This window comes from Actinoplanes lutulentus, from assembly GCF_003259845.1.
GTDB lineage: Bacteria > Actinomycetota > Actinomycetes > Mycobacteriales > Micromonosporaceae > Actinoplanes > Actinoplanes lutulentus.
In genome coordinates this window covers 193,508-212,577 of record NZ_QLMJ01000014.1, presented here as the reverse complement: position 1 = coordinate 212,577, position 19,070 = coordinate 193,508, and the positions used below count along the sequence as shown (strand labels likewise).

The following is a 19,070-nucleotide window of genomic DNA, read 5'->3' as shown; positions in this document are numbered from 1 at the left end:
TGTTTCATCAAGAATCCGGCGCGGCATCCAATGAGATTCGCAATCCGATCGAAGTACCGATCGGGCCGGTGGCGGTCGTTACCTCGTCGCACAACTGGTGCGCCAGCCACAATCCGCGTCCCCCGACCTCGAACGCCTCAGGGGCCGCGGGTTCGTCCAGGTAACCGCCGGGGATGCCGGGACCCGAGTCGGTCACCATGCACCACACCGAGCCACCCTCGGCCCGCAGCACGAGCCGGCCCTGCCCACCCGCGTGCAGGACGACGTTGGTGATCACCTCGTTCACGGCGAGGATGTAACCGTGCCGGCGGTCGGCGTTCAGACCGAGTGGCGCGAGTCTGGCGGTCACCTCGTGCCGCAGAACCGTGATGTCTTCCTGCCCGAAAGCGCGATCAAGCAGCACCGGGGCGATCGAAGGGCGAGCGGCATCAAGGCTCGGCTCCCTGCCCGGAGCCGAACGCACGCTCTGGCCGATCCTGTCCTCCACCGTCGCGTAGCCTACGCGCTGTGGCCGACTGGTGGCACGGGGCATCGGTGATCCCGCTCGGAAGTGGCGGAGATCCCGGCTGTTAGCGCCAACCGACATCGATCCGATCACCCCTCTCGTCGAAGAAGTGCAGGGCATCCATGCGGACGCCGATGGCCAGCGGGTGACCAGGGGCAACCGCCGGGTAAGGGGCGAGCCGAACGGAGAGCTCGGCGGGCTTGCGGTGGTGCCGTCCCGGGTCGTTGAGAACGCTCACCCGGCCGGATGGGCGCTGCTCGACCTCCACGCTGCCAGGCTTGGTCAAACGCTGCAAGGCGCCGCCCAGCCGTTTCAGCGCGCCCTCGACGGGCGGCTGGGTGTGCACCGGGTTGCTCATCTCGTCGACCACGATCGCGGTGGCGCCGACGTCCAGGAACGCGAGCGACTCGTGCCCGTGGTGCTCGAGGTACCGGATCCGGCCCTGAAGCACGTGCCCCTGGGTGTCCGGCGCGACCGGTGTCAGCGCTTCTGCCCGGATGCCCACCACGATCCGCTCACCGTGATAACGCATCACGGCCCGGGCGCGCGGGTCGTTCCACGGCATGTAGAGGTTCTGCTCGCCGAAATTCAGCACGATGTACTGGTCGAGGTGCACGTAGACGGATGCTTCGAGCAGGTTCATCCGGGGCGAGCCGAGGAACGCCGCGACATAGAGAGTCGCTGGTCGGCGGTAGACCTCGGTCGGCGTACCGACGTCCTGCAGAACGCCCTTGCGCATGATCGCGACCCGGTCGGCCATGGTGAGCGCCTCGGCCTGGTCGTGCGTCACGTACATGGTGGTGACGCCCAGCTCGCGCGTCATGCTGGAGATCTCGGCACGCAGCTCGGCACGCAGCCCGCTGTCCAGGTTGGAGAGCGGCTCGTCCATCAGGAACAGGCCGGGCCGCCGCACGATCGCGCGCCCCATCGCGACCCGCTGCCGCTGCCCGCCGGAGAGCTGACTGGGCCGCCGGCCGAGCACCTCCCCTATCCCGAGCGCGCCGGCGATCGCATCCACCCGCTCCTGCCGCGGCGACGGCTCGACGCCGGAGAGCTTCAGCGGGAAACCGATGTTCTCACCCACGGTCATGTGCGGATAGAGCGCAAAGTCCTGAAACACCATCGCGATGCTGCGCTCGCGGGGCGGCAGGTCCAGCACCGCCTCACCGTTCAGCAGGATCTCCCCCTCGGAGGGATCCTCCAGCCCGGCGATCATCCGGAGCACTGTCGATTTTCCGCAGCCGGAGGGCCCGAGCAGGACCATGAACTCACCGTCTTTGACCTCGAGGTCGAGGTTGTCGACGGCATAAGTGCCATCCGGCCAGATCTTGGTGACGTCCTTGAGCGCGACGGTGGACACCGTCAACCTCCTGCGATCGTGTGATCCCGATCCCACGACGGTCGGCAATCGAGCACTAACTCTGCGAGTGGAGTCGATGCCCTGCCATCGGACGAAAGTGCCATTCGCAGATAGTGATCAATCGATTACGGAGATCTGAACGCGAGGAGATCAAGTGTGCACGTGCACACGACCCCGGAGGTGAGAAAAGACAATCCCCCCACAGCCAGGCGTTCCACTCACGCTCCCTTTTTAGTACGCATAACCGCCAGCAACCCGCCCCCTCCGCCCCTGACGCCCCTCCCCCCGGCGCACCCCGCCGCCAGCCCCGGCGCTCCCTAACCCCAACCCCAAACCCAGCGCGCAAACCACAAACAGCCAACTCACGCTCCCGGCCGGCGCGCAAGCCACACACAGCCGGCTCACGCTCCCGATCGCACAGGCCGACGCGCGAGCCACAATGGCCGGCTTGCGCTCCCGGTCGTCGCGCAGGCCGGTGTGCGAGCCACAAACGGCCGGCTTGCGCTCCCGGTCGCGCACAGGCCGAAAGAGCGACCACAAGCGCAAGCCGACCGACGACCGGCGCCTCACAGCTCAAGTTGAACTAAGACGTTCCGCACTTCGCATTCCCAGCAGCCAGGTCCGGTCCGCTCGCCGGGAGCCGACGCCCATCACGCCACGAGCATCCCGCCCAGTGCGTGTCGAGTTGAGGCGCGTACCGCACCCGAAATCAACACAGGCCAGGCAATCCACGGCGTGCGTGTCGAATTTGGGGGCGCAGCAAACCCGAAGTCGACACACCCGCCCTGGCCCGCGCGATCTTGGGCCGCTGATCCCATCAGGGTGTGGTTCGGGGACCACGATCGCCACGGGCGACCCGGGACGGAAGGCGATCAACACCGAAGCGTTCACTGCCAGCTGGATCTCAATTGACCAGCAGGGTCAGGGCCGCCAGCCGTCCGGTATGGCGACCATAAGCGCCAGCCACACCACGCTCACTCGCCGGCTTGCGCTTACGGCTGCCAGCCGTCCGATATGGCGACCGTAAGCGCCAGCCGGGTTGCTTGCGGCTTGGGCGAGAAGGCCGGTCACGCTCACGGACTGCCAGTTCGGTGAGGGTTGCCCACCCGCGGGAGCGGCACCCGCGGAAGCGGCACCCGCGGGAGCAGCGCTTGTCGGGGCAGCACCCGCCAGGACGGCACCCGCCCGGGGCGGCGTCCGCCGGGGCGGCGTCCGCCGGGGCGGCGTCCGCTCAGCTGGGGTGGCTGGCTCGCCAGTCGCGGATTGCGGTGGCGGCGAACGCCCCGCCGACCAGGGCCGCCAACACCGCTGTGCCGGCCGTGGCGAAGCCGAGCAACGCCGCCGCCACCAGGAGCAGCGTCCGGCCGTCCCAGCCCAGGATCGCGCCGCCGGCGACGCTGGCCGGGGCGCCCTTCTCCATCCGGGCGGTCAGGTCGTAGTGCCGCAGCGCGAGCACGAAAAGCAGCAGGAACGTCACCGGCGGGGGCACCGAGCCGTAGATCCCGGCGGCGACCACGACCAGGTATTCCGCGGCACGCAGAGCCGACGGCACCAGCCAGTCCAGAGCTCCACCGTGACGGGAACGAGCAGCCAGGCCGCAGAGCACCACCGGAACGGCCACCAGACCCAGCAGCCACGCCCCACCCGAACCCGAGCCCGCGGCCCAATCCAAGCCTGAGGCCCAGCTCCAGCCTGACGCCGCGGCTCCGAGGAGCGCGACGGTCGCCAGCGCGTAGACAGCGAACAGCGCCGCCAACGGGAGCGGATGGCCCACCCCGGCGCGGCTCAGCACCGAACGAACCAGCGGGCCGTCGTCGCGGTGGCGCATCGTGTCGACCGTGTTCAGCACCGCGACGCGCATCGAGAGCGCCCGCAGTGAGCGCAGCGCCAGCGTGTACGCCGCCGCCAGCAACCCGAAGCCGACCACCGCGCCGAGCACCACCCGGCCGTTGAAGAACGCGGCCAGCACCGACATCAGCGCCCAGCGTTCGCCGATCGGGAACACGACGATCTTCTTGGCCCAGTAGATCAGCGAGCCGCGCTGGCTCTGCGCCTTCACCGAGGCGGCCGTGAGCCGGGCGCCGACTCCCGCGGTGGCCGCGGCCTGCTGCGCCGGCCGGGCGGAGGCTTCGTCGTGCAACGCGCCGTACCACGTGTCGGTCATGTGCCGGGCGGTCTGCAGGACGATCGCGGTGATCGCCAGCGGCCACGCGTACGGAAGACCGATCCGATCCGCCCCGGCCGCGAGGCCGGCGTAGACCGCGTATTCCTTGGCGCGGTCGGCCATCGTGTCGAGCCAGCCGCCGAAGGCGTCGAAGTTGCGGGTGTACCGGGCCAGCTGGCCGTCCACGCAGTCCAGCACGAAGCCCAGGTAGAGCAGGATCCCGCCAAGGATCATGAGTGGGCGCGACGCCTGCCAGAACGAGAGCGCGGCGGCGACGGCGAAGAGCACCGAGAGGCCGGTGACCCCGGTCGGGGTCAGGCGGAGCCGGGCAGCCGCTTTGGTGACGAGCGGCGACCAGCTGCTGACCGCGTACGTGGTGAAGAAGTCGTCCTGCTCCTTGACGGCGAGCCGCAGGCGAGCCGCGTCCTCGTCCACCGCGGCGACCGATTTGCGGGCGGCCGCGAGTTCGGCCGGGGTGTGCACCTGCGCGGCGCGCAGCGTGCGCGGGCGGACAGCGATCGGGACCAGGCCGTCGTCGAGCAGCGCGGCGAGCAGGTCGGGCTGGTCGGCGACCTTCTCCAGCAGCGGCAGGTCGGCCGGGGCGATGCACATCGCGCCGAGGAATCGGGTGGTCCCGGAGCCGGGCGTGGCGGGCACGATCCGGCCGCGGTCCTCCTTGAGGTCGCCGGCCGGGTCGGCCATCACCAGGACGCTGCTGCGGCCGGCCGGCTCGGTGGCGAGTGTCCACAGGAGGCTGGGGTGGGCGACCAGATTGTCCGGGCAGAGAAGCAGTTGGTCGCCGTTGTCCCGCGCCTGCCGGACAAGATCGCCAAGACTGGCCGAGGCGACGACCGACGCACCGGCCTTACGCAGCGCTTCCTCGAGCTCACCGGTGAGTTGGGCCGCGTCAGTCGGCGCGAGCGCGGTCCCGGCCGGGGAGTAGAGGAGGGCCAACGTCACTTGTTCGTCTCCTCGTCACCGCGCGGGGTTCACCCGGCCCGAAATCGGCTTCAGGTTAACAGCGGACGTCACGCGGGTACGGGTCACCCTTACGGGAGCTGGACCACCGGTATCCCCCTGTAGACCGAGGGCCGCAGCAGCTTCCGTACTTACCGTCGAAGTGGCTGTGGCAGAACGTCACAGCCACCAGAAGGAGTAGATGAACGTGTCACGCGCCGCCAAGACCCGCACTCTGACCCGCCCCCGCCACAACCGCATGATCGCCGGCGTCTGCGCCGGCCTGGGCCAGCGTTTCGGCCTGGGTGCCGGTACCGTCCGCCTGCTGTTCGTGCTCTCCTGCCTGCTGCCCGGCCCGCAGTTCATCGCGTACCTGATCCTCTGGGCCGTGATGCCCAGCGAGTGACCCGCTGGGCAACCACATGGCTCAACGAATGATCAAGGATTGGCGAACGTGACAGTCACGGTGGTGTAACCCAGCCGGGCGAAGAGGCTCTCCAGCATCCGCTGGGTGTTCTCTTTCGCCCGCTGGTCCATCCCGCTGGATTTCGCGGCCTCGGTGATCCGCTCCTGAGCCAGCTGATAGACGCGCTGCTGCTTGCCCGGCTCGTCGCCGAAGGCGTCACCGATCCGGTCGAGCAGGCCGCGCTCCTCAGCGACGACATAACTCTTCGCCATGTCGAGCGCGGCTGTTGACTGCTCGGGCGCCGGCAGCGTCAGCTCGATCGACTTGTTCGCCTCGTCGATTTTCAGAGCGTCGCCGGCGAGTGCGCCGAAGTCCACGTACGCCTCGACGGTCCCCGACCCGACGAACAACGTCCGCCGGTTGACCAGGAAGTCCGGCACGTTCTCCTTGTTCTCCTGGAGGTCGACGATGACCTGGAACGTGCCGTCGGCCGCCACGTAACGGTTGAGGTCCCGCATGGACTGGAGCAGCACGGGCTGGCTGCGGTCGACGGTCTGATCGGAGAACGGGTTGTCGAAGGTGGGCAGCACGTTGATCGCGCGCAGGCCGAGACAGCCGGCGACCATCAGCGCGAAGACGAATCCCGTGAAGATCAGCAGCCGCGCGAAACCGCTCTTGCGCTGCTGCGGGGTGACCGGCGCGGCCTCATCGGGCACGGCCGGGTACTCCCTGGTCGGTTCGTCGACATCCGGTGAGTTGGCCATGCCTCAACGGTACGGAGGGTGTACGACATTTCGCATCCGGAGGGAAAGAGCTGACACTCAGCCCTCGATCACCAGCACCCGGGCGTGAATCTGGTTGCGCTGCTGCAGGGCCGCGCGCAGTGCCCGGTGCAGGCCGTCCTCCAGATAGAGCGCGCCGTGCCACTCCACCACGTGCGGGAAGAGGTCGCCGTAGAACGTGGAGTCCTCGGCGAGCAGCTTGTCGAGCGCGAGCTCCCGTTTCGTGGTGATCAGCTCAGCGAGCCGAATCGGCCGTGGCGGAATTTCCGCCCAGGCTTTCAGCGTCGTCTGGTGATCGGGGTACGGGGCTCCGTCCCGGACCGCTTTGAAGATCACGGCGGCTGCCCCTTTCCGTCATGTCGTTCCACCGCATGCCAGCCTAGCCGCGCGGATTTCATACCTCGCCGGCCGAAGCCCACCGGCCATGATGCACCACGTCGGCCACCGGGCGGTGACCGCGCTTGAGTGACGGAGACCTCTTGTCGTCACCGCGGTAACCGACCGTGAGCGCCCCGACCGGGGTGAACTCGGCAGGAACACCGAACGACGCCTTGAATGACTCCACTTTCTCCGCGGGCAGACCGATGAAACACGATCCGAGGCCCTCGTTTACGGCGGTCAGGTGCATGAGCAGCGCCGCGAACCCGGTGTCGATGTCCCAGTACGGCACCGGCCAGTGCTTCTCGTCCCGATCGGTCCAGCCCTTGTCAGACTCGGCATATCTCTCGATATATACCGACTTGTTGGATAAGGCGACCACAACCAGCGGCGCCGTCGACATCCGATCGAGCCAGCTGTTCGACTCCGGCGACGAGGCCAGCGACGACCAGAACAACGCGCGGTCCGCGGGAGCCGTCAGGACCAGAAAACTCCAGCCCTGCGAAAAGCCCGCCGACGGCGCCCGCAGCCCATGCCGGACGATCTTGTCGACCAGCTCCGCCGGCACCGGCCGATCGGGGTCGTAACCCCGGACCATCCGGCGCCGCCGGATCACCTCGTCGAACTCCATCAGGCCCGGATGCCCCAGGACGTGGTCCAGGTCTGGCCCGGCTCCAGCACGACCAGGTCCCGGCCGGTACGGAAAGCGTCCGGCGGGCAGGTCATCGGCTCGACCGCGACGGACCGGCGGTGCCGCTCACCGTGCAGCGTGTCGCCGGTGAAGACCTGCCAGTAGTTGAACTTCTCGTCGGCCCAGACAACGATCGTGGAGTCCGCGGAGGTCAGGGTCACCGCGGTGATCCCGTCCGCGTCGAACTCGATGTCGCCGAACGTGGTGTCCAGAACCTGAGCGCCGATCCGCCGGGGCTCGGCGAAGTCGAACTCACTGCCGGCCACCTTCACCGCACCGAGCGGCAGGAGCCGGTTGTCCGCGAGGATCCGGGACTTGGCCGGCACGTGCAGCACGGTCTCGTCGACGCTCACGCCGGCGAGGCGAAGGTACGGGTGAACCGAGTAACCCCAGGGCGCGTTCGCCTCGGCGGTGTTGACCACGTCCTGCACGCAGCGCAGACCGTCGGCCGAGACCGACCAGTGGGTACGCAGCGTCAGCGACCACGGGTAACCGACCTGTGCGGGCAGGTCGTACTCCAGCGTCACCGCGCCGGCGGACTGCTCGGCGAGCCGCCACCGGGACCAGTTGACCAGGCCGTGGATGGCGTTACGCCGGGCCGGCTCGGTCAGCGCCAGCTGGTACGACTGGCCCTCGAACTCGTATTTCCCGTCCCGGATCCGGTTCGGCCACGGCGCGAGGATCTGGCCCGCGGAGCCCGGCGCGATCTCGTCGGTCTCGAAGCCGTCGAGCAGCTCGACGCCGTTGACCGAGTACGAGCGGAGCGTGCCGCCGACCTCAGTCAGGACGGCACGGTGCCCGTCCGCCTCGATGGACCACTGGATCCCGGACTTCGCGGGTGCCTCTGCGCTCATACCGCGACACTATCGGTCGTCGGAGTTCGTCTGGGCGGGCCGGTATCGGATCAGTGCGGGAGACACCGCCGCGAGCACCACGGCCAGCCCGGCGGCCACGAAACCGCCACCCGCCCAGGACGTGGTCACGCTGGTCAGGTCGGCTGTGGCGCCGGCTCGCAGGTCACCCAGCCGAGGACCACCGGCAACGACGACGGTGAATACGCCTTGCAGCCGGCCGCGCAGCCGGTCCGGTGCGAACGTCTGCATGATCGATTGCCGGTACACCGCGCTGACCAGGTCGGCCGCGCCGGCCACCGCGAGCAGCAGCACCATCAGCCACAGCTGTTTCGCGAGCCCGGACAGACCGATCGCCAAGCCCCACCCGACGACCGCGACGACCAGTGCCAGCCCTTGCCGGCGTACCCGGCTGATCCAGCCCGAGGTGAGGCCGCCGAGCAGCGAACCGATCGCGATGGCGCTGTAGAGCCAGCCGATCGCCGAGCCGCCGCCGAACTGGTTCTCGGCCACCGCCGGGAAGAGCGCCCGGGGCATCGCGAAGATCATCGCGATCAGGTCGACAGCGAAGGAGAGCAGCAGCACCGGCTGGGTGACCAGGAACTTCAGCCCGACCGCGATGCCGCGCAGACCCGCCGACGGTTTCTCCTCGCCCTCCTCGCGCTCGACCGGCGGGATCGCCGGAAGACGCCAGGTGGCCCAGAAGGTGATCGTGAAAAGCAGAGCGTCAACCGCGTACGCCACCTCGACGCCCGCGTCCGTCGACCAGATCCCCATGATCAGGCCGGCCGCGAGCGGTCCGAGCACGCCGCCGGCCGTCGTGGTCGTGTAATTGAGCGTGTTCGCGGCCGGCACCAGGCTCGCCGGCACGATCCGAGGCACGATCGCGTTCCGCGCCGGCGAGCTGATCGCGAACCCGGCCGACTGCACGGCGGTCAGCACCAGCAGCAGATGGCCGCTGCGCACCCCGAGAACAGCCTGTACCAGCAGCCCGAGCGTGGTCACCCAGGTCAGCAGCGAACTGAGTAACAGCAGCCGCCGTCGATCCACCACGTCGGCGACGGCACCACCCCACAGACCGAAAACCAGCAACGGTACGAGTCCGGCCACGCCCAGCAGGCCCACCCAGGTCGTGGAATGCGTGATCGCCCACATCTGGACCGGCACGGCCACCGCGGTGAACTGGAACCCGAAGAACGAGGCCCCGTTCCCGATCCACATCCTTCGGTACGCGACCACGCGCAGCGGCCGCGTGTCGATCATCCAGGATTTCGGCTTCTTGCCGGTGTCCTGAGTCCCGGCTTCCTGACTCACGGTGCCAGCCGCTCGACGATCCAGGCGGACTCGGACCAGGTTGATTCCAAACGGCGGAACCGCAGCCGATCGTGCAGCCGGCTGCTCCGGCCCTGCCAGAACTCCACTGTCGCCGGGATCACCCGGAACCCACCCCAGTGCGGCGGCGCCGGCACCGGCCCGTCACCGAATCTCTCGACCGCCGCCGCGAGCCCCGCCTCCACCGCTTCCGGGCCGTCCAGCACCTGCGACTGCGGACTCGCCCAGGCGCCGAGCTGCGACCCGCGCGGCCGCGACCCGAAGTACTCCTCGGTCTCCGCGCGCGTCACCCGCTCCACCGCGCCCGCCACGATCACCTGCCGCTGCATGCCAAACCAGGGAAAAACCAGGCTTGCGTACGCGTTGACGGCCAGCTCGCCGCCCTTGCGGCTCGCGTAGTTGGTGAAGAAGACGAACCCCGCCTCGTCGTACCCCTTGAGGAGGACTGTTCGTGCCGACGGGTGACCCTCGGCGTCGGCTGTTGCGACGATCATCGCATTCGGCTCGGTCAGCCCGAAGGCCGTGGCGTCGGCGAACCACGCGGCGAACTGGCTGGTCCAGTCCGCGGCGAGCCCGTCCTCCAGCAGGGGCGGCCACTCGGTGTAGTCCCTGCGCATACCGGCCGGTGACGGCACTTCCTCGGCCACGTGCGCTCCGTTCACTGCTGATTCGAATACTGAGGTAACCCCAAGACGCAAACGACGGTAAGTCTCCCGCCGCGAAACGTCAGGTGAACCAGGATGGGTGTCATCGAGAGCACAACCGCGACTCCTCGACCGTGCGGTTACCCGGCGGGCAAGATGAATCACCCACCGCAAACTCGCTTTACTGTCCTGTTCCCCAGGGAGTGCCGTGTCCGACTTCAAGCCGGGACTCGAGGGCGTCATCGCGTTCGAGACCGAGATCGCCGAGCCCGACCCGTCCGGGGTCGCGCTGCGGTACCGCGGCGTCGACATCGAGGATCTGATCGGCCAGGTCTCCTTCGGCAACGTCTGGGGCCTGCTGGTGGACGGGAAATTCGGTCCCGGGCTGCCACCGGCCGAGCCGTTCCCGGTGCCGGTGCACTCCGGTGACATCCGGGTCGACGTGCAGTCGGCCGTCGCGATGCTGGCGCCGTACTGGGGTTTGTCGCAGCTCTTCGACATCACCGACGAGCAGACCCGCTCCGACCTGGCCCGGGTGTCGGTGACCGCGCTCTCCTTCGTCGCGCAGGCGGCCCGCGGGCTGGGCCTGCCGGCCGTGCCGCAGAAGGACATCGACAAGGCCGAGACGATCGTCGAGCGCTTCATGCGCCGCTGGCGTGGCGAGCCGGACCCGCGGCACATCAAGGCCGTCGACGCGTACTTCATCGCGGCCGCCGAGCACGGGCTGAACGCGTCCACCTTCACCGCCCGGATCGTCGCCTCCACCGGCGCGGACGCGGCCGCCTGCATCTCCTCCGGGATCGGCGCGCTCTCCGGCCCGCTGCACGGCGGAGCACCCACCCGAGTGCTGCAGATGCTGGAACGGGTGGAGCGAAGCGGCGACGCCGAGGCGTACGTGAAAGAGGTTTTGGATCGGGGTGAGCGCCTGATGGGTTTCGGACATCGGGCCTATCGCGCCGAGGACCCGCGGGCCCGGGTGCTGCGCCGGATCGCGAAGGATCTGAACGCACCCCGGTTCGAGGTGGCGGAGAAGCTCGAAGCGGCCGCGCTCGCCGAGCTGCACGAGCGCCGGCCGGAGCAGCACCTGCACACGAACGTGGAGTTCTGGTCGGCCGTGGTGCTCGACCTCGCCGAGGTGCCCTCGCACATGTTCACCTCGATGTTCACCTGCGCCCGGGTGGCCGGGTGGAGCGCGCACATCCTGGAGCAGAAACGCCTGAGCCGGATCCTGCGGCCCGGCCTGAGCTATATCGGTCCCGAGCCGCGCAAGCCGCAGGAGGTCGAGGGCTGGAGTCAGCTCACGCATAATGTGTGACCGTGACTGACATCCGGATCCCTGACGAGATCAAGCCCGTCGACGGCCGCTTCGGCTCTGGGCCGAGCAAGGTCCGCCCGGAAGGCGTCGAGGCGCTCTCCGCGGTGTCCCGCACCTTCATGGGTACGTCACACCGGCAGAAAACGGTGCGGGACCAGGTCGCGCGTCTGCGTCGCGGCCTCGCCGAGTTCTTCTCCATCCCCGACGGGTACGAGGTGATCCTCGCCAACGGTGGCACCAGCGCGTTCTGGGAGGTCGCCACGTTCGGCCTGGTCAAGGAGAAGGCGCAGTTCGCCGAGTTCGGCGAGTTCGGCGCCAAGTTCGTCCAGGCCGTGACGGACGCGCCGTTCCTGGCCGAGCCGACCGTGCACCGCGCACCCGCCGGGCAGGCCGCCTACCTGAGCGCCGAGGCCGGCGTCGACGTCTACGCGACGGTGCAGAACGAGACCTCCACCGGCGTGGCCGTCCCGGTACGCCGGGTGGCCGGTGCCGACCCGGGCGCGCTGCTGCTCACCGACGCCACGTCCGGCGGCGGCAGCCTCGACGTCGACGTCAGCGAGACCGACGTCTACTACCTGGCGCCGCAGAAGGCGCTCGGCTCGGACGGCGGCATCTGGCTGGCCCTGATGTCCCCGGCCGCGATCGAGCGGGCCTTCGAGGTCAAGGCGACCGGCCGGTACATCCCGCAGTTCCTCGACCTGGTCACCGCGATCGAGCAGTCCCGGCTCGATCAGACGTACAACACGCCGGCGCTGGCCACTGTCTTCCTCGCCGCCGAACAGGTGGACTGGATGAACGCGCAGGGCGGCCTCTCCTGGGCGGCCGGGCGCAGCACCGAGAGCGCTGCCGCGATCTACGGCTGGGCCGAGAAGTCCGCTTACGCGCAGCCCTTCATCACCGACCCGGCCGTGCGGTCGGCGGCCGTCGCGACGATCGACTTCGCCGAGGGCATCGATGCCTCGGCGATCGCCAAGGTCCTCCGGGCGAACGGCGTGGTGGACACCGAGCCGTACCGCAAACTCGGCCGTAACCAGCTGCGCGTCGCGCTGTACCCGACAGTGGACCCGTCCGATGTAACGGCACTCACCGAGTGCATCGACTATGTCGTCGAGCGCCTCGGCCGTTAGCCCGTACCAATGAATTGGTCTTTGGGTTTAAATGGTTTGGGGTCATGGATAAGTTGAAGATCATCTCCCCTGGTCAGCCAGTTTGACGGCGTGGCTTACCCCCATAGGGTGACCAAGGCGCGTACCGTGTTCCGAAACGCGCCCGGGTGGCTGACTCTCGGGATGTCCAGGCCAACGCGACGAGACGGAGGCAACGCATGCGGCCCGTACGCTTCGTCGCCCTCTCCGAGGACGGTCAGGCCCTGGTGCTCGCCGATGAAGTCGGCCGGCTCCTGGCCCTCCCCATCGACGACCGGGTGAGTGGGGTGCTGACCGACGGCGGCCAGCCCTCCGGCACCGGGACGGCGGTGGCGGTTCTGTCGCCGGAGATGATTCCTTCCCTGTCACCGCGAGACATTCAGTCGCGCATCCGTTCCGGCGAGTCCGCCGAGGACGTCGCGCGCATCGCCGGGGTGCCGGTCGACCGTGTGCTCCGCTACGCCGGGCCCGTGCTCCAGGAGCGGGCCATGCTGGCGCAGCACGCCCGCCGCACCCGGTTGAAGACATCGGACACCGGTCAGCCGCTCGCCGAGGTGGTCGACAGCCGCCTCTCGCAGCACGGCATCGACACCGAGAAAATCTCCTGGGACGCGTTCCGCAAGGACGACGGCACCTGGCGGATCGTCGCGACGTGGCCGTCCGGCAAAGCCACCGCCCAGGCCATCTGGGACATGGACAAGGCTCGTCAGGTGGTCTCGCCGCACGACGACATGGCGCAATACCTCTGCGCCGAGCGGCCCACCCAGATCCTCGGCCAGGACCCGGTCCCGGAGCGTGGCGGCCACGGCCTGCCCGGCCCGGCCCGCAGTCCGGAGCCCATCCGCGGCGGCCACGGCCTGCCCGCGGCCTCGGAGAACGCGTCGCCCCGCTCCAACCGCGACCCGATCCGCGCCGGCCGCGACGCCCTGCTCGCCTCCCTCGACCGGCCGCTCGAGACCAGCTCCGGCCGCAGCCTCGAGCCGGTCTCACCCGCCTCCCGGCGCCCGGTCGCCGGCGGCGCCGCGGCCCTGCTCGGTGGCGGCGCGGGCTCCGCGTTCGACGACGACGCCGACCTGCCGAAAGAGGTCCCGGCGGTCCCGTCGCTGGCGGTCCTGCGCCCGCGTCGCACGGTCGGCCAGGGCTCCTCGCAGTCCAACTCGGAAAACGAGGAGAGCAGCAAGCCGCGCAAGCGTCTGCCCAGCTGGGACGACGTGCTGTTCGGCGGCGGCCCGGCCGCCCGAGAGTCCTCCTGAGCCTGTTCGTAGCGCTGTTCCCGCCGGCCGACGTCCGGCGGGATCTCGCTGCTTTCGTCCCTGACCACGCGGCCCGAGCCCCGAAGTGGCACATAACGCTGGCATTCCTGGGCCCGGAGCATCCGGAGGTTTCGGAGCCTCCGGGGCTGGTGGCTTCGGAGCCTCCGGAGCTGGTGGCTTCGCTGGTTTCGGCGCGGCTTGCGAGCGCTTCGTACGGCGGGCCGTTCACGCTGCGCCTGGCCGGAAGCGGACGTTTTGGGCCGGTGGTCTGGGCCGGAGTGGACGGCGATCTGGCGGCGCTGAGTGAGCTGCGAGAGCGGGTCCTGAAGTCACTGAGCGGCTTCCCATCGGACCCCCGCCCGTTCCACCCACACGTGACGATTTCCTACCGCTTCTCGCAGGATGCGGTAGACGCCTTATCCGGATATATCGGCCCGGAGTGGCAGGTAGACGGATTCTCCCTGACCCAAAGCACCAACGGAAACTACGTACGCCTCACCGAACATCCACTCCCCTGACGGCAGCCTTGAGCCCCGCCAGAGCGCACCGGGGTCACGGCGCCTTCTTCCCGCCGTAGGTCTCTCATAGCGGCGAGGCGAGCCGTAGCCCAGCCATGTCATGAGGCCGCGTTGACGTGACTGGACTACGGCTCCGCGACCCGAGCCGTAGCCCAGCCCTGTTATGAGGCCGCGTTGACGTGGCTGGACTACGGCTCATGTCCAGCAGCCGTAGCCCAGCCACCTCATGAGAGTCCGGTTACCCATCTGAGCGACGGCTCGGCCCACGGCCGCCTCACCCCACGGCCGGTTACCTACCTGAGCGACGGCTCGCCCCACGGCTGCCTCGCCCCGCAGCCCGCCCCGCCCCACGGCCGCCCCGCCCCACGGCCGCCCCGCCCCACGGCCGCCCCGCCTTGCGGCCGCCCCGCCTTGCGGCCGCGGAGCCCTGCGGCCGGCAGAGCCCCGCGGTCGGCGGAGTCCGATGCAACGCGTCGGCGACCACGCCTGGCCGGTGTGTGTTGAGTTGAGGTGCGTACCGCACCCGAAGTCGACACAGGCCGGGGATCCGCGGCGTGTGTGTTGAGTTTGGGTGCGGATTGCGCCTCAACTCGACACGGTTCGGGTTGGGGGGCGCCGACTCCGGGTGGGTCAGTCGTGGTGGTGGTTCAGGGCCAGGCCGGCTGCGTGTAGTTGGCACTCGAGGCGCATGCGTTCGAGTTCGCGGTCCACGCCCTCCAGCGGCTGCAGGTGCTCGGGTACGCCCAAACGGCGGCAAGCCAGCTGAAGCCGAGCGTCATAAGCACTCAAGACCGCGGCCATCCACACCTCTGAGCAGCGCGTCGGGCCGCTGCGGCGCTGTTTGTCGAGGCGGCGTAGGTCGTACGCAAGCTGCTCTATCGAAGGAGCGCCGCTCGGGGTGACCGGATCGCGGAGTTTGAGGGTCTGGTCCAGGTTGCGCAGGGAGCGCAGCTCCTGGCGGCCGCTGCGGGTCAGCAGGCGGCGCACCCGGCGCGTGCCCGGGTCGAGGACCGCGGCGGCGCACGGCAGCATCAGCAACGCCGAGAGCGCCGCCGAGAGCACAGCAATGTGCACAGTCGCCACGATTCGACGCTAGGCGCTGGCGGTGCGGGCCGGAATACCCGTTTGGTGGAGCGGAACTGCCAAAGTCGAAGCCCTGCACAAGTACGCAAAAGGCGCGAAAGCCTCAGACTCGGGCTACCGGACCGGAGGGAGTGCTCGGCTCGGCGTGGGCTCGCGCCCTCTGACGCGGGCGAATCACACTGTCCGCCTCGGCCCCGCCACCATCGTGCAGACCCTCGGAAGCTGACGCCTCCAGCGACGACTCCGACTGCACCAGCCGCACCCGCCGGCCCCGGAACTCCAGCCGGTCGCCGCTGGCCCGCAGCTGCCACACCAGCGCGCCCACCGCCGCCACGAAACTCACCAGGCCGGCGGCCCAGATGCTCGACGGCACGCCGAACCTCTCACCCCACCAGCCCGACAACGTGGCCCCGATCGGCGTGGTCCCCAGGAAGACCAGCACATAGAGGGCCATGACCCGCCCACGAAATTCGGGATCCACCCCCATCTGCACCCGATGATTCGCCCCTTGCGCCAGATAAATCGAGAAAAAGCCGGTCGGGATTAGCAAAAGCGCGGCTGTCACGAAATTAGGGGAAAATCCTACGAAGAACTCGAAGACCCCGAACAGCAAAGCCGCCCCGATAACCCGGTAGACCCCAGGCCGAGCCCGCCGCCGAGTACCCGCCAACGCCCCACCCAGCGACCCGATGGCCAGACACGTGGTCAACAGCCCGAACGTCGACGGGCCGGCGTTGAAGTCAATCTTCGCCAGGGCCGCCAGCGTGACCGGGAAATTGAAGCCGATCATCCCGATGGCAGCCATCATCACGATCGGAAGCAGCAGATCGTGCCGCTTACCCACATAACGCAGCCCATCGATGACCCGGGCCGGCGCGCCCTTTTTCCGCGGCGACCGGTAAAGGTCGGCGGGCCGCATCCGGATGTAGGTGAAGACCGGCGCGATCGCCAGAACCGTCGAAATCAGGAAAACCCCTGGCGTGGACAGCACCGCGAGCAGAACACCGGCGAGAGCGGGACCGCTGATCCGCGCCATGTTGAACGTGGCGGCCGACAACGCGAGCGCGTTCGGCAGTAGCCGGAGCTCGACCAGTTCCGAGACGAACGACTGCCGGACAGGCGTCTCCACAGCGTTCGCGATGCCCAGGAGCAGCGCGAACACGTACACATGCCAGAGCTCGACCACCCCGGCGGTGATCAGTACCGCGAAGGCTACGGCGAAGACCGCGAACGCGGCATTCGCCGCTACGAGCAACTTGCGCTTGTCGTAACGGTCAGCCAGGCGTCCGCTCACCAGGGTCAAAAGCATCACGGGTACGAATTGAAGGGCGGTCACCATCCCCAAAGCGCTCGGGGAGTTGTCGGAGAGTTCCAGCACCAGCCAGTCCTGGGCCGTGAACATCATCCAGACGCCGATCAGCTTCACCAGTTGCCCGCCGGCGAAGAGGCGGTAGTTCGGGACCTGCAAGGACCGGAATATGGCGCTCAAAGGGCCCCCTGAGTTCGGTCGTACGCGTCATCGTCGTGTGACGAAGCGGAACGACAAGAACAGAGAAGTCAGCCCCGGGCGACGCGCTGGAGAATGTCCGCCGCGCTTGCCAAGGTTTCCCGTTCTTCCGGGCTCAAACGGTCCAGAGCCTGTGCCAGCCATTCGTTGCGCGCCTGCTCGTACTGCGCGTACACCGCTTTGCCCTGCTCGGTGGCGGCCAGGATGACCTGACGCCCGTCGGTGGGGTGTGGCGTACGCGCGACGAGCCCACGGTCCTCCAGCTTCCCGACGATCTTGGTCATCGTCGGTGGCTGAACCCGTTCCACATCGGCGAGCTCACGGGGAGTCAGGGCACCGGCCAGCTGGAGGCTGGTCAGCGCGGAGAGCTGACTGAACGTGAGGTCACCGACCGGCCGGGCCTGTCGGACTCGGCGGCCGAGCCGGGTGATCGCATCCCGCAGCGTTTTCGCCAGCGGTTCCGCTGCCGCGCGCTCCGTCGTCATCACCCGCTCCATCACGATACTTAGCCTAGCTAATGAGCATGGCTAACGACATCAGTTAACACGTATGACTACTGTCACCGGCACGCTAGCGCACACCGGTGACAGCATCATCAACCAGCAGTAATCACAGCACCCAGGCCTCGAGCGGACCCCGGGCGAAGTACAGGACGAACAGGACGGCGACCCCGTACAGAATGGGGTGGATCTCGCGCGCTTTGCCGGTGAAGGCCTTCAGTACGACGTACGAGATGATCCCGGCCCCGATGCCGTTGGAGATCGAGTACGTGAACGGCATCAGCGTCACGGTCAGGAACGCCGGCACCGCGATCGTGTAGTCGGTCCAGTCGATCTTCGTGACCGTGGTGATCATCAGGAAGCCGACCACCACGAGCGCGGTCGACGCGGCTTCGAACGGCACGACCTTGACCAGCGGCGCGAAGAACATCGCGACCAGGAACAGCACGCCGGTCACCAGGCTGGCCACACCGGTACGCGCACCCTCGCCGACACCGGAGGCACTCTCCACGTACGAGGTGTTACTGGAGACGCTGGCGGCACCACCGGCAGCGGCGGCGACCGAGTCGACAAGCAGGATCTCCCGGGTACGCGGCGGCATCCCCTCGGCGTCCAGCAGGTCACCCTCCTGCCCGACCGCGACCATCGTGCCCATCGTGTCGAAGAAGTCCGTGATCAGCAGCGTGAAGACGAACATCAGCACGACCAGCCAGCCCGCCGTGGACCACGAGTCGAGCACGTTGAACTGCCCGATCAGCGAGAGGTCCGGCGTGTCGATGATCTTGTCGGGCAGCGTCGGGACGTTGAGCGACCAGCCGTGCGGGTTGGTGACGACCGAGCCGACACCAGCGATCGCCTCGACGATGATCGCCAGGACCGTGGTGCCGAGGATGCCGATCAGGATGGCGCCCTTGATCTTGCGGACGAAGAGGACCAGCGTGAAGAGCAGGCCGATCGCGAAGACCAGCGTCGGCCAGGTCATCAGCTTGCCGCCGAGGCCGAGCTCGACCGGGACGGTGGTGTTGGCGGCGTCCGGCACCCGGTGCACGAACCCGGCGTCGACCAGGCCGATGATCATCAGGAAGAGGCCGATGCCCACGCCGATCGCGGTCTTCAGCTGGGTCGGCACCGCGCGGAACACCGCGGTACGCAGACCGGTCAGCACCAGGATCGCGATCAGCACACCCTCGATGACGACCAGGCCCATCGCGTCGGCCCAGGTCATCTCCGGCGCGATCTCGTACGCCACCAGCGCGTTGACGCCGAGACCCGCGGCCAGTGCCAGCGGGAACCGGGCCACCACGCCCATCAGGATGGTCATCAGGCCGGCGACCAGCGCGGTGCCGGCGGCAAGCGCGGCGATCGGCAGGTGCGCACCGGTGGAGTCCACACCACCGGCGAGGATCAGCGGGTTCAGCACGACGATGTACGCCATCGTGAAGAACGTGACGATGCCACCGCGGATCTCCCGGCTGAGGGTCGATCCGCGGGCGGTTATCTCGAAGAACCGGTCGAACTTGTTAAGGGACCCGGTGACAGGTTCAGGGGCGCTGGACATATGTGGCCCTTTCGGGGGTATCACTCATGAGGGGACGCGCGCATGCTGCCAGAACCTGCTGACCTCGGCAAAAGCGGAGTGATGTTACAACTCTCACGTGCTGCGCCGTTGCGGTCCGTAA

Annotated in this window: 18 protein-coding genes; 5 read left to right on the top strand and 13 right to left on the bottom strand. The window is 68.5% G+C overall.

The annotated features are described in order from the left end of the window. Positions 1-7: 7 nt before the first annotated feature. From B0I29_RS27810 to B0I29_RS27800, 3 genes are all read right to left on the bottom strand, one after another. Positions 8-403 (bottom strand): ATP-binding protein, encoded by a 396-nt coding sequence (locus tag B0I29_RS27810; RefSeq protein ID WP_245972775.1) that lies wholly within the window; start codon positions 401-403, stop codon positions 8-10. 166 nt (positions 404-569) lie between these two features. Next, a complete protein-coding gene (locus tag B0I29_RS27805; RefSeq protein ID WP_111652045.1) occupies positions 570-1,865 on the bottom strand; it encodes an ABC transporter ATP-binding protein in 1,296 nt (431 codons plus the stop codon). Between the two features lie 1,231 nt (positions 1,866-3,096). Further along, positions 3,097-4,989, bottom strand: a complete 1,893-nt coding sequence (locus B0I29_RS27800) for a DUF5941 domain-containing protein (protein ID WP_111652044.1) — start codon at positions 4,987-4,989, stop codon at positions 3,097-3,099. Positions 4,990-5,188: 199 nt separating this feature from the next. Between B0I29_RS27800 and B0I29_RS27795 the strand changes: the two genes are divergently transcribed. Continuing rightward, on the top strand, positions 5,189-5,392 hold the full coding sequence (locus tag B0I29_RS27795; RefSeq protein WP_111652043.1) for a PspC domain-containing protein: 204 nt from the start codon (positions 5,189-5,191) through the stop codon (positions 5,390-5,392). A gap of 32 nt (positions 5,393-5,424) precedes the next feature. On the opposite strand, the gene B0I29_RS27790 is transcribed toward B0I29_RS27795, so the two are convergent. Genes B0I29_RS27790 through pdxH form a run of 6 tightly spaced genes read right to left on the bottom strand, consistent with a single transcriptional unit; the run spans position 5,425 to position 10,043 of the window. Then, the gene (locus tag B0I29_RS27790; RefSeq protein ID WP_111652042.1) at positions 5,425-6,156 is read right to left on the bottom strand and encodes a DUF4230 domain-containing protein; all 732 of its coding nucleotides are present in this window, start codon (positions 6,154-6,156) and stop codon (positions 5,425-5,427) included. A gap of 57 nt (positions 6,157-6,213) precedes the next feature. Further along, the gene (locus B0I29_RS27785; protein WP_111652041.1) at positions 6,214-6,510 is read right to left on the bottom strand and encodes a type II toxin-antitoxin system VapB family antitoxin; all 297 of its coding nucleotides are present in this window, start codon (positions 6,508-6,510) and stop codon (positions 6,214-6,216) included. A gap of 58 nt (positions 6,511-6,568) precedes the next feature. After that, positions 6,569-7,183: a nitroreductase family protein gene (locus B0I29_RS27780; protein WP_111652040.1), complete on the bottom strand. Its 615-nt coding sequence runs from the start codon at positions 7,181-7,183 to the stop codon at positions 6,569-6,571. Then, on the bottom strand, positions 7,183-8,097 hold the full coding sequence (locus tag B0I29_RS27775) for an aldose 1-epimerase family protein (protein ID WP_111652039.1): 915 nt from the start codon (positions 8,095-8,097) through the stop codon (positions 7,183-7,185). Before B0I29_RS27775 ends, B0I29_RS27780 begins: the two co-directional genes overlap by 1 nt. A gap of 9 nt (positions 8,098-8,106) precedes the next feature. Beyond that, positions 8,107-9,357, bottom strand: coding sequence for an MFS transporter (locus B0I29_RS27770; RefSeq protein WP_111652121.1), 1,251 nt, complete (start codon positions 9,355-9,357; stop codon positions 8,107-8,109). A gap of 47 nt (positions 9,358-9,404) precedes the next feature. Continuing rightward, positions 9,405-10,043 carry a pyridoxamine 5'-phosphate oxidase gene (gene pdxH / locus B0I29_RS27765; RefSeq protein ID WP_181557999.1) on the bottom strand — a complete coding sequence of 213 codons (639 nt, stop codon included), beginning with the start codon at positions 10,041-10,043 and terminating at the stop codon, positions 9,405-9,407. Positions 10,044-10,278: 235 nt separating this feature from the next. On the opposite strand from pdxH, the gene B0I29_RS27760 reads away from it, so the two are divergent. From B0I29_RS27760 to B0I29_RS27745, 4 genes are all read left to right on the top strand, one after another. Further along, on the top strand, positions 10,279-11,385 hold the full coding sequence (locus tag B0I29_RS27760) for a citrate synthase 2 (protein WP_111652037.1): 1,107 nt from the start codon (positions 10,279-10,281) through the stop codon (positions 11,383-11,385). Next, on the top strand, positions 11,382-12,512 hold the full coding sequence (gene serC / locus B0I29_RS27755; protein WP_111652036.1) for a phosphoserine transaminase: 1,131 nt from the start codon (positions 11,382-11,384) through the stop codon (positions 12,510-12,512). Before B0I29_RS27760 ends, serC begins: the two co-directional genes overlap by 4 nt. Positions 12,513-12,709: 197 nt before the next feature. After that, complete coding sequence (sepH, locus tag B0I29_RS27750; protein ID WP_111652035.1) at positions 12,710-13,783, top strand: septation protein SepH; 1,074 nt, start codon at positions 12,710-12,712, stop codon at positions 13,781-13,783. After that, positions 13,732-14,301, top strand: a complete 570-nt coding sequence (locus B0I29_RS27745) for a 2'-5' RNA ligase family protein (protein WP_111652120.1) — start codon at positions 13,732-13,734, stop codon at positions 14,299-14,301. The genes sepH and B0I29_RS27745 overlap by 52 nt, the downstream gene beginning before the upstream one ends. Positions 14,302-14,931: 630 nt before the next feature. Here the strand turns inward: B0I29_RS27745 and B0I29_RS27740 are convergent. From B0I29_RS27740 to B0I29_RS27725, 4 genes are all read right to left on the bottom strand, one after another. Beyond that, on the bottom strand, positions 14,932-15,384 hold the full coding sequence (locus B0I29_RS27740) for a hypothetical protein (protein WP_111652034.1): 453 nt from the start codon (positions 15,382-15,384) through the stop codon (positions 14,932-14,934). A gap of 103 nt (positions 15,385-15,487) precedes the next feature. Next, on the bottom strand, positions 15,488-16,873 hold the full coding sequence (locus tag B0I29_RS27735) for an MFS transporter (protein ID WP_245972774.1): 1,386 nt from the start codon (positions 16,871-16,873) through the stop codon (positions 15,488-15,490). 68 nt (positions 16,874-16,941) lie between these two features. Continuing rightward, entirely contained in the window at positions 16,942-17,376 is a 435-nt protein-coding gene (locus tag B0I29_RS27730) for a MarR family winged helix-turn-helix transcriptional regulator (RefSeq protein ID WP_111652033.1), read from the bottom strand. A gap of 124 nt (positions 17,377-17,500) precedes the next feature. After that, complete coding sequence (locus tag B0I29_RS27725) at positions 17,501-18,949, bottom strand: NCS2 family permease (RefSeq protein ID WP_111652032.1); 1,449 nt, start codon at positions 18,947-18,949, stop codon at positions 17,501-17,503. Positions 18,950-19,070: the final 121 nt, after the last annotated feature.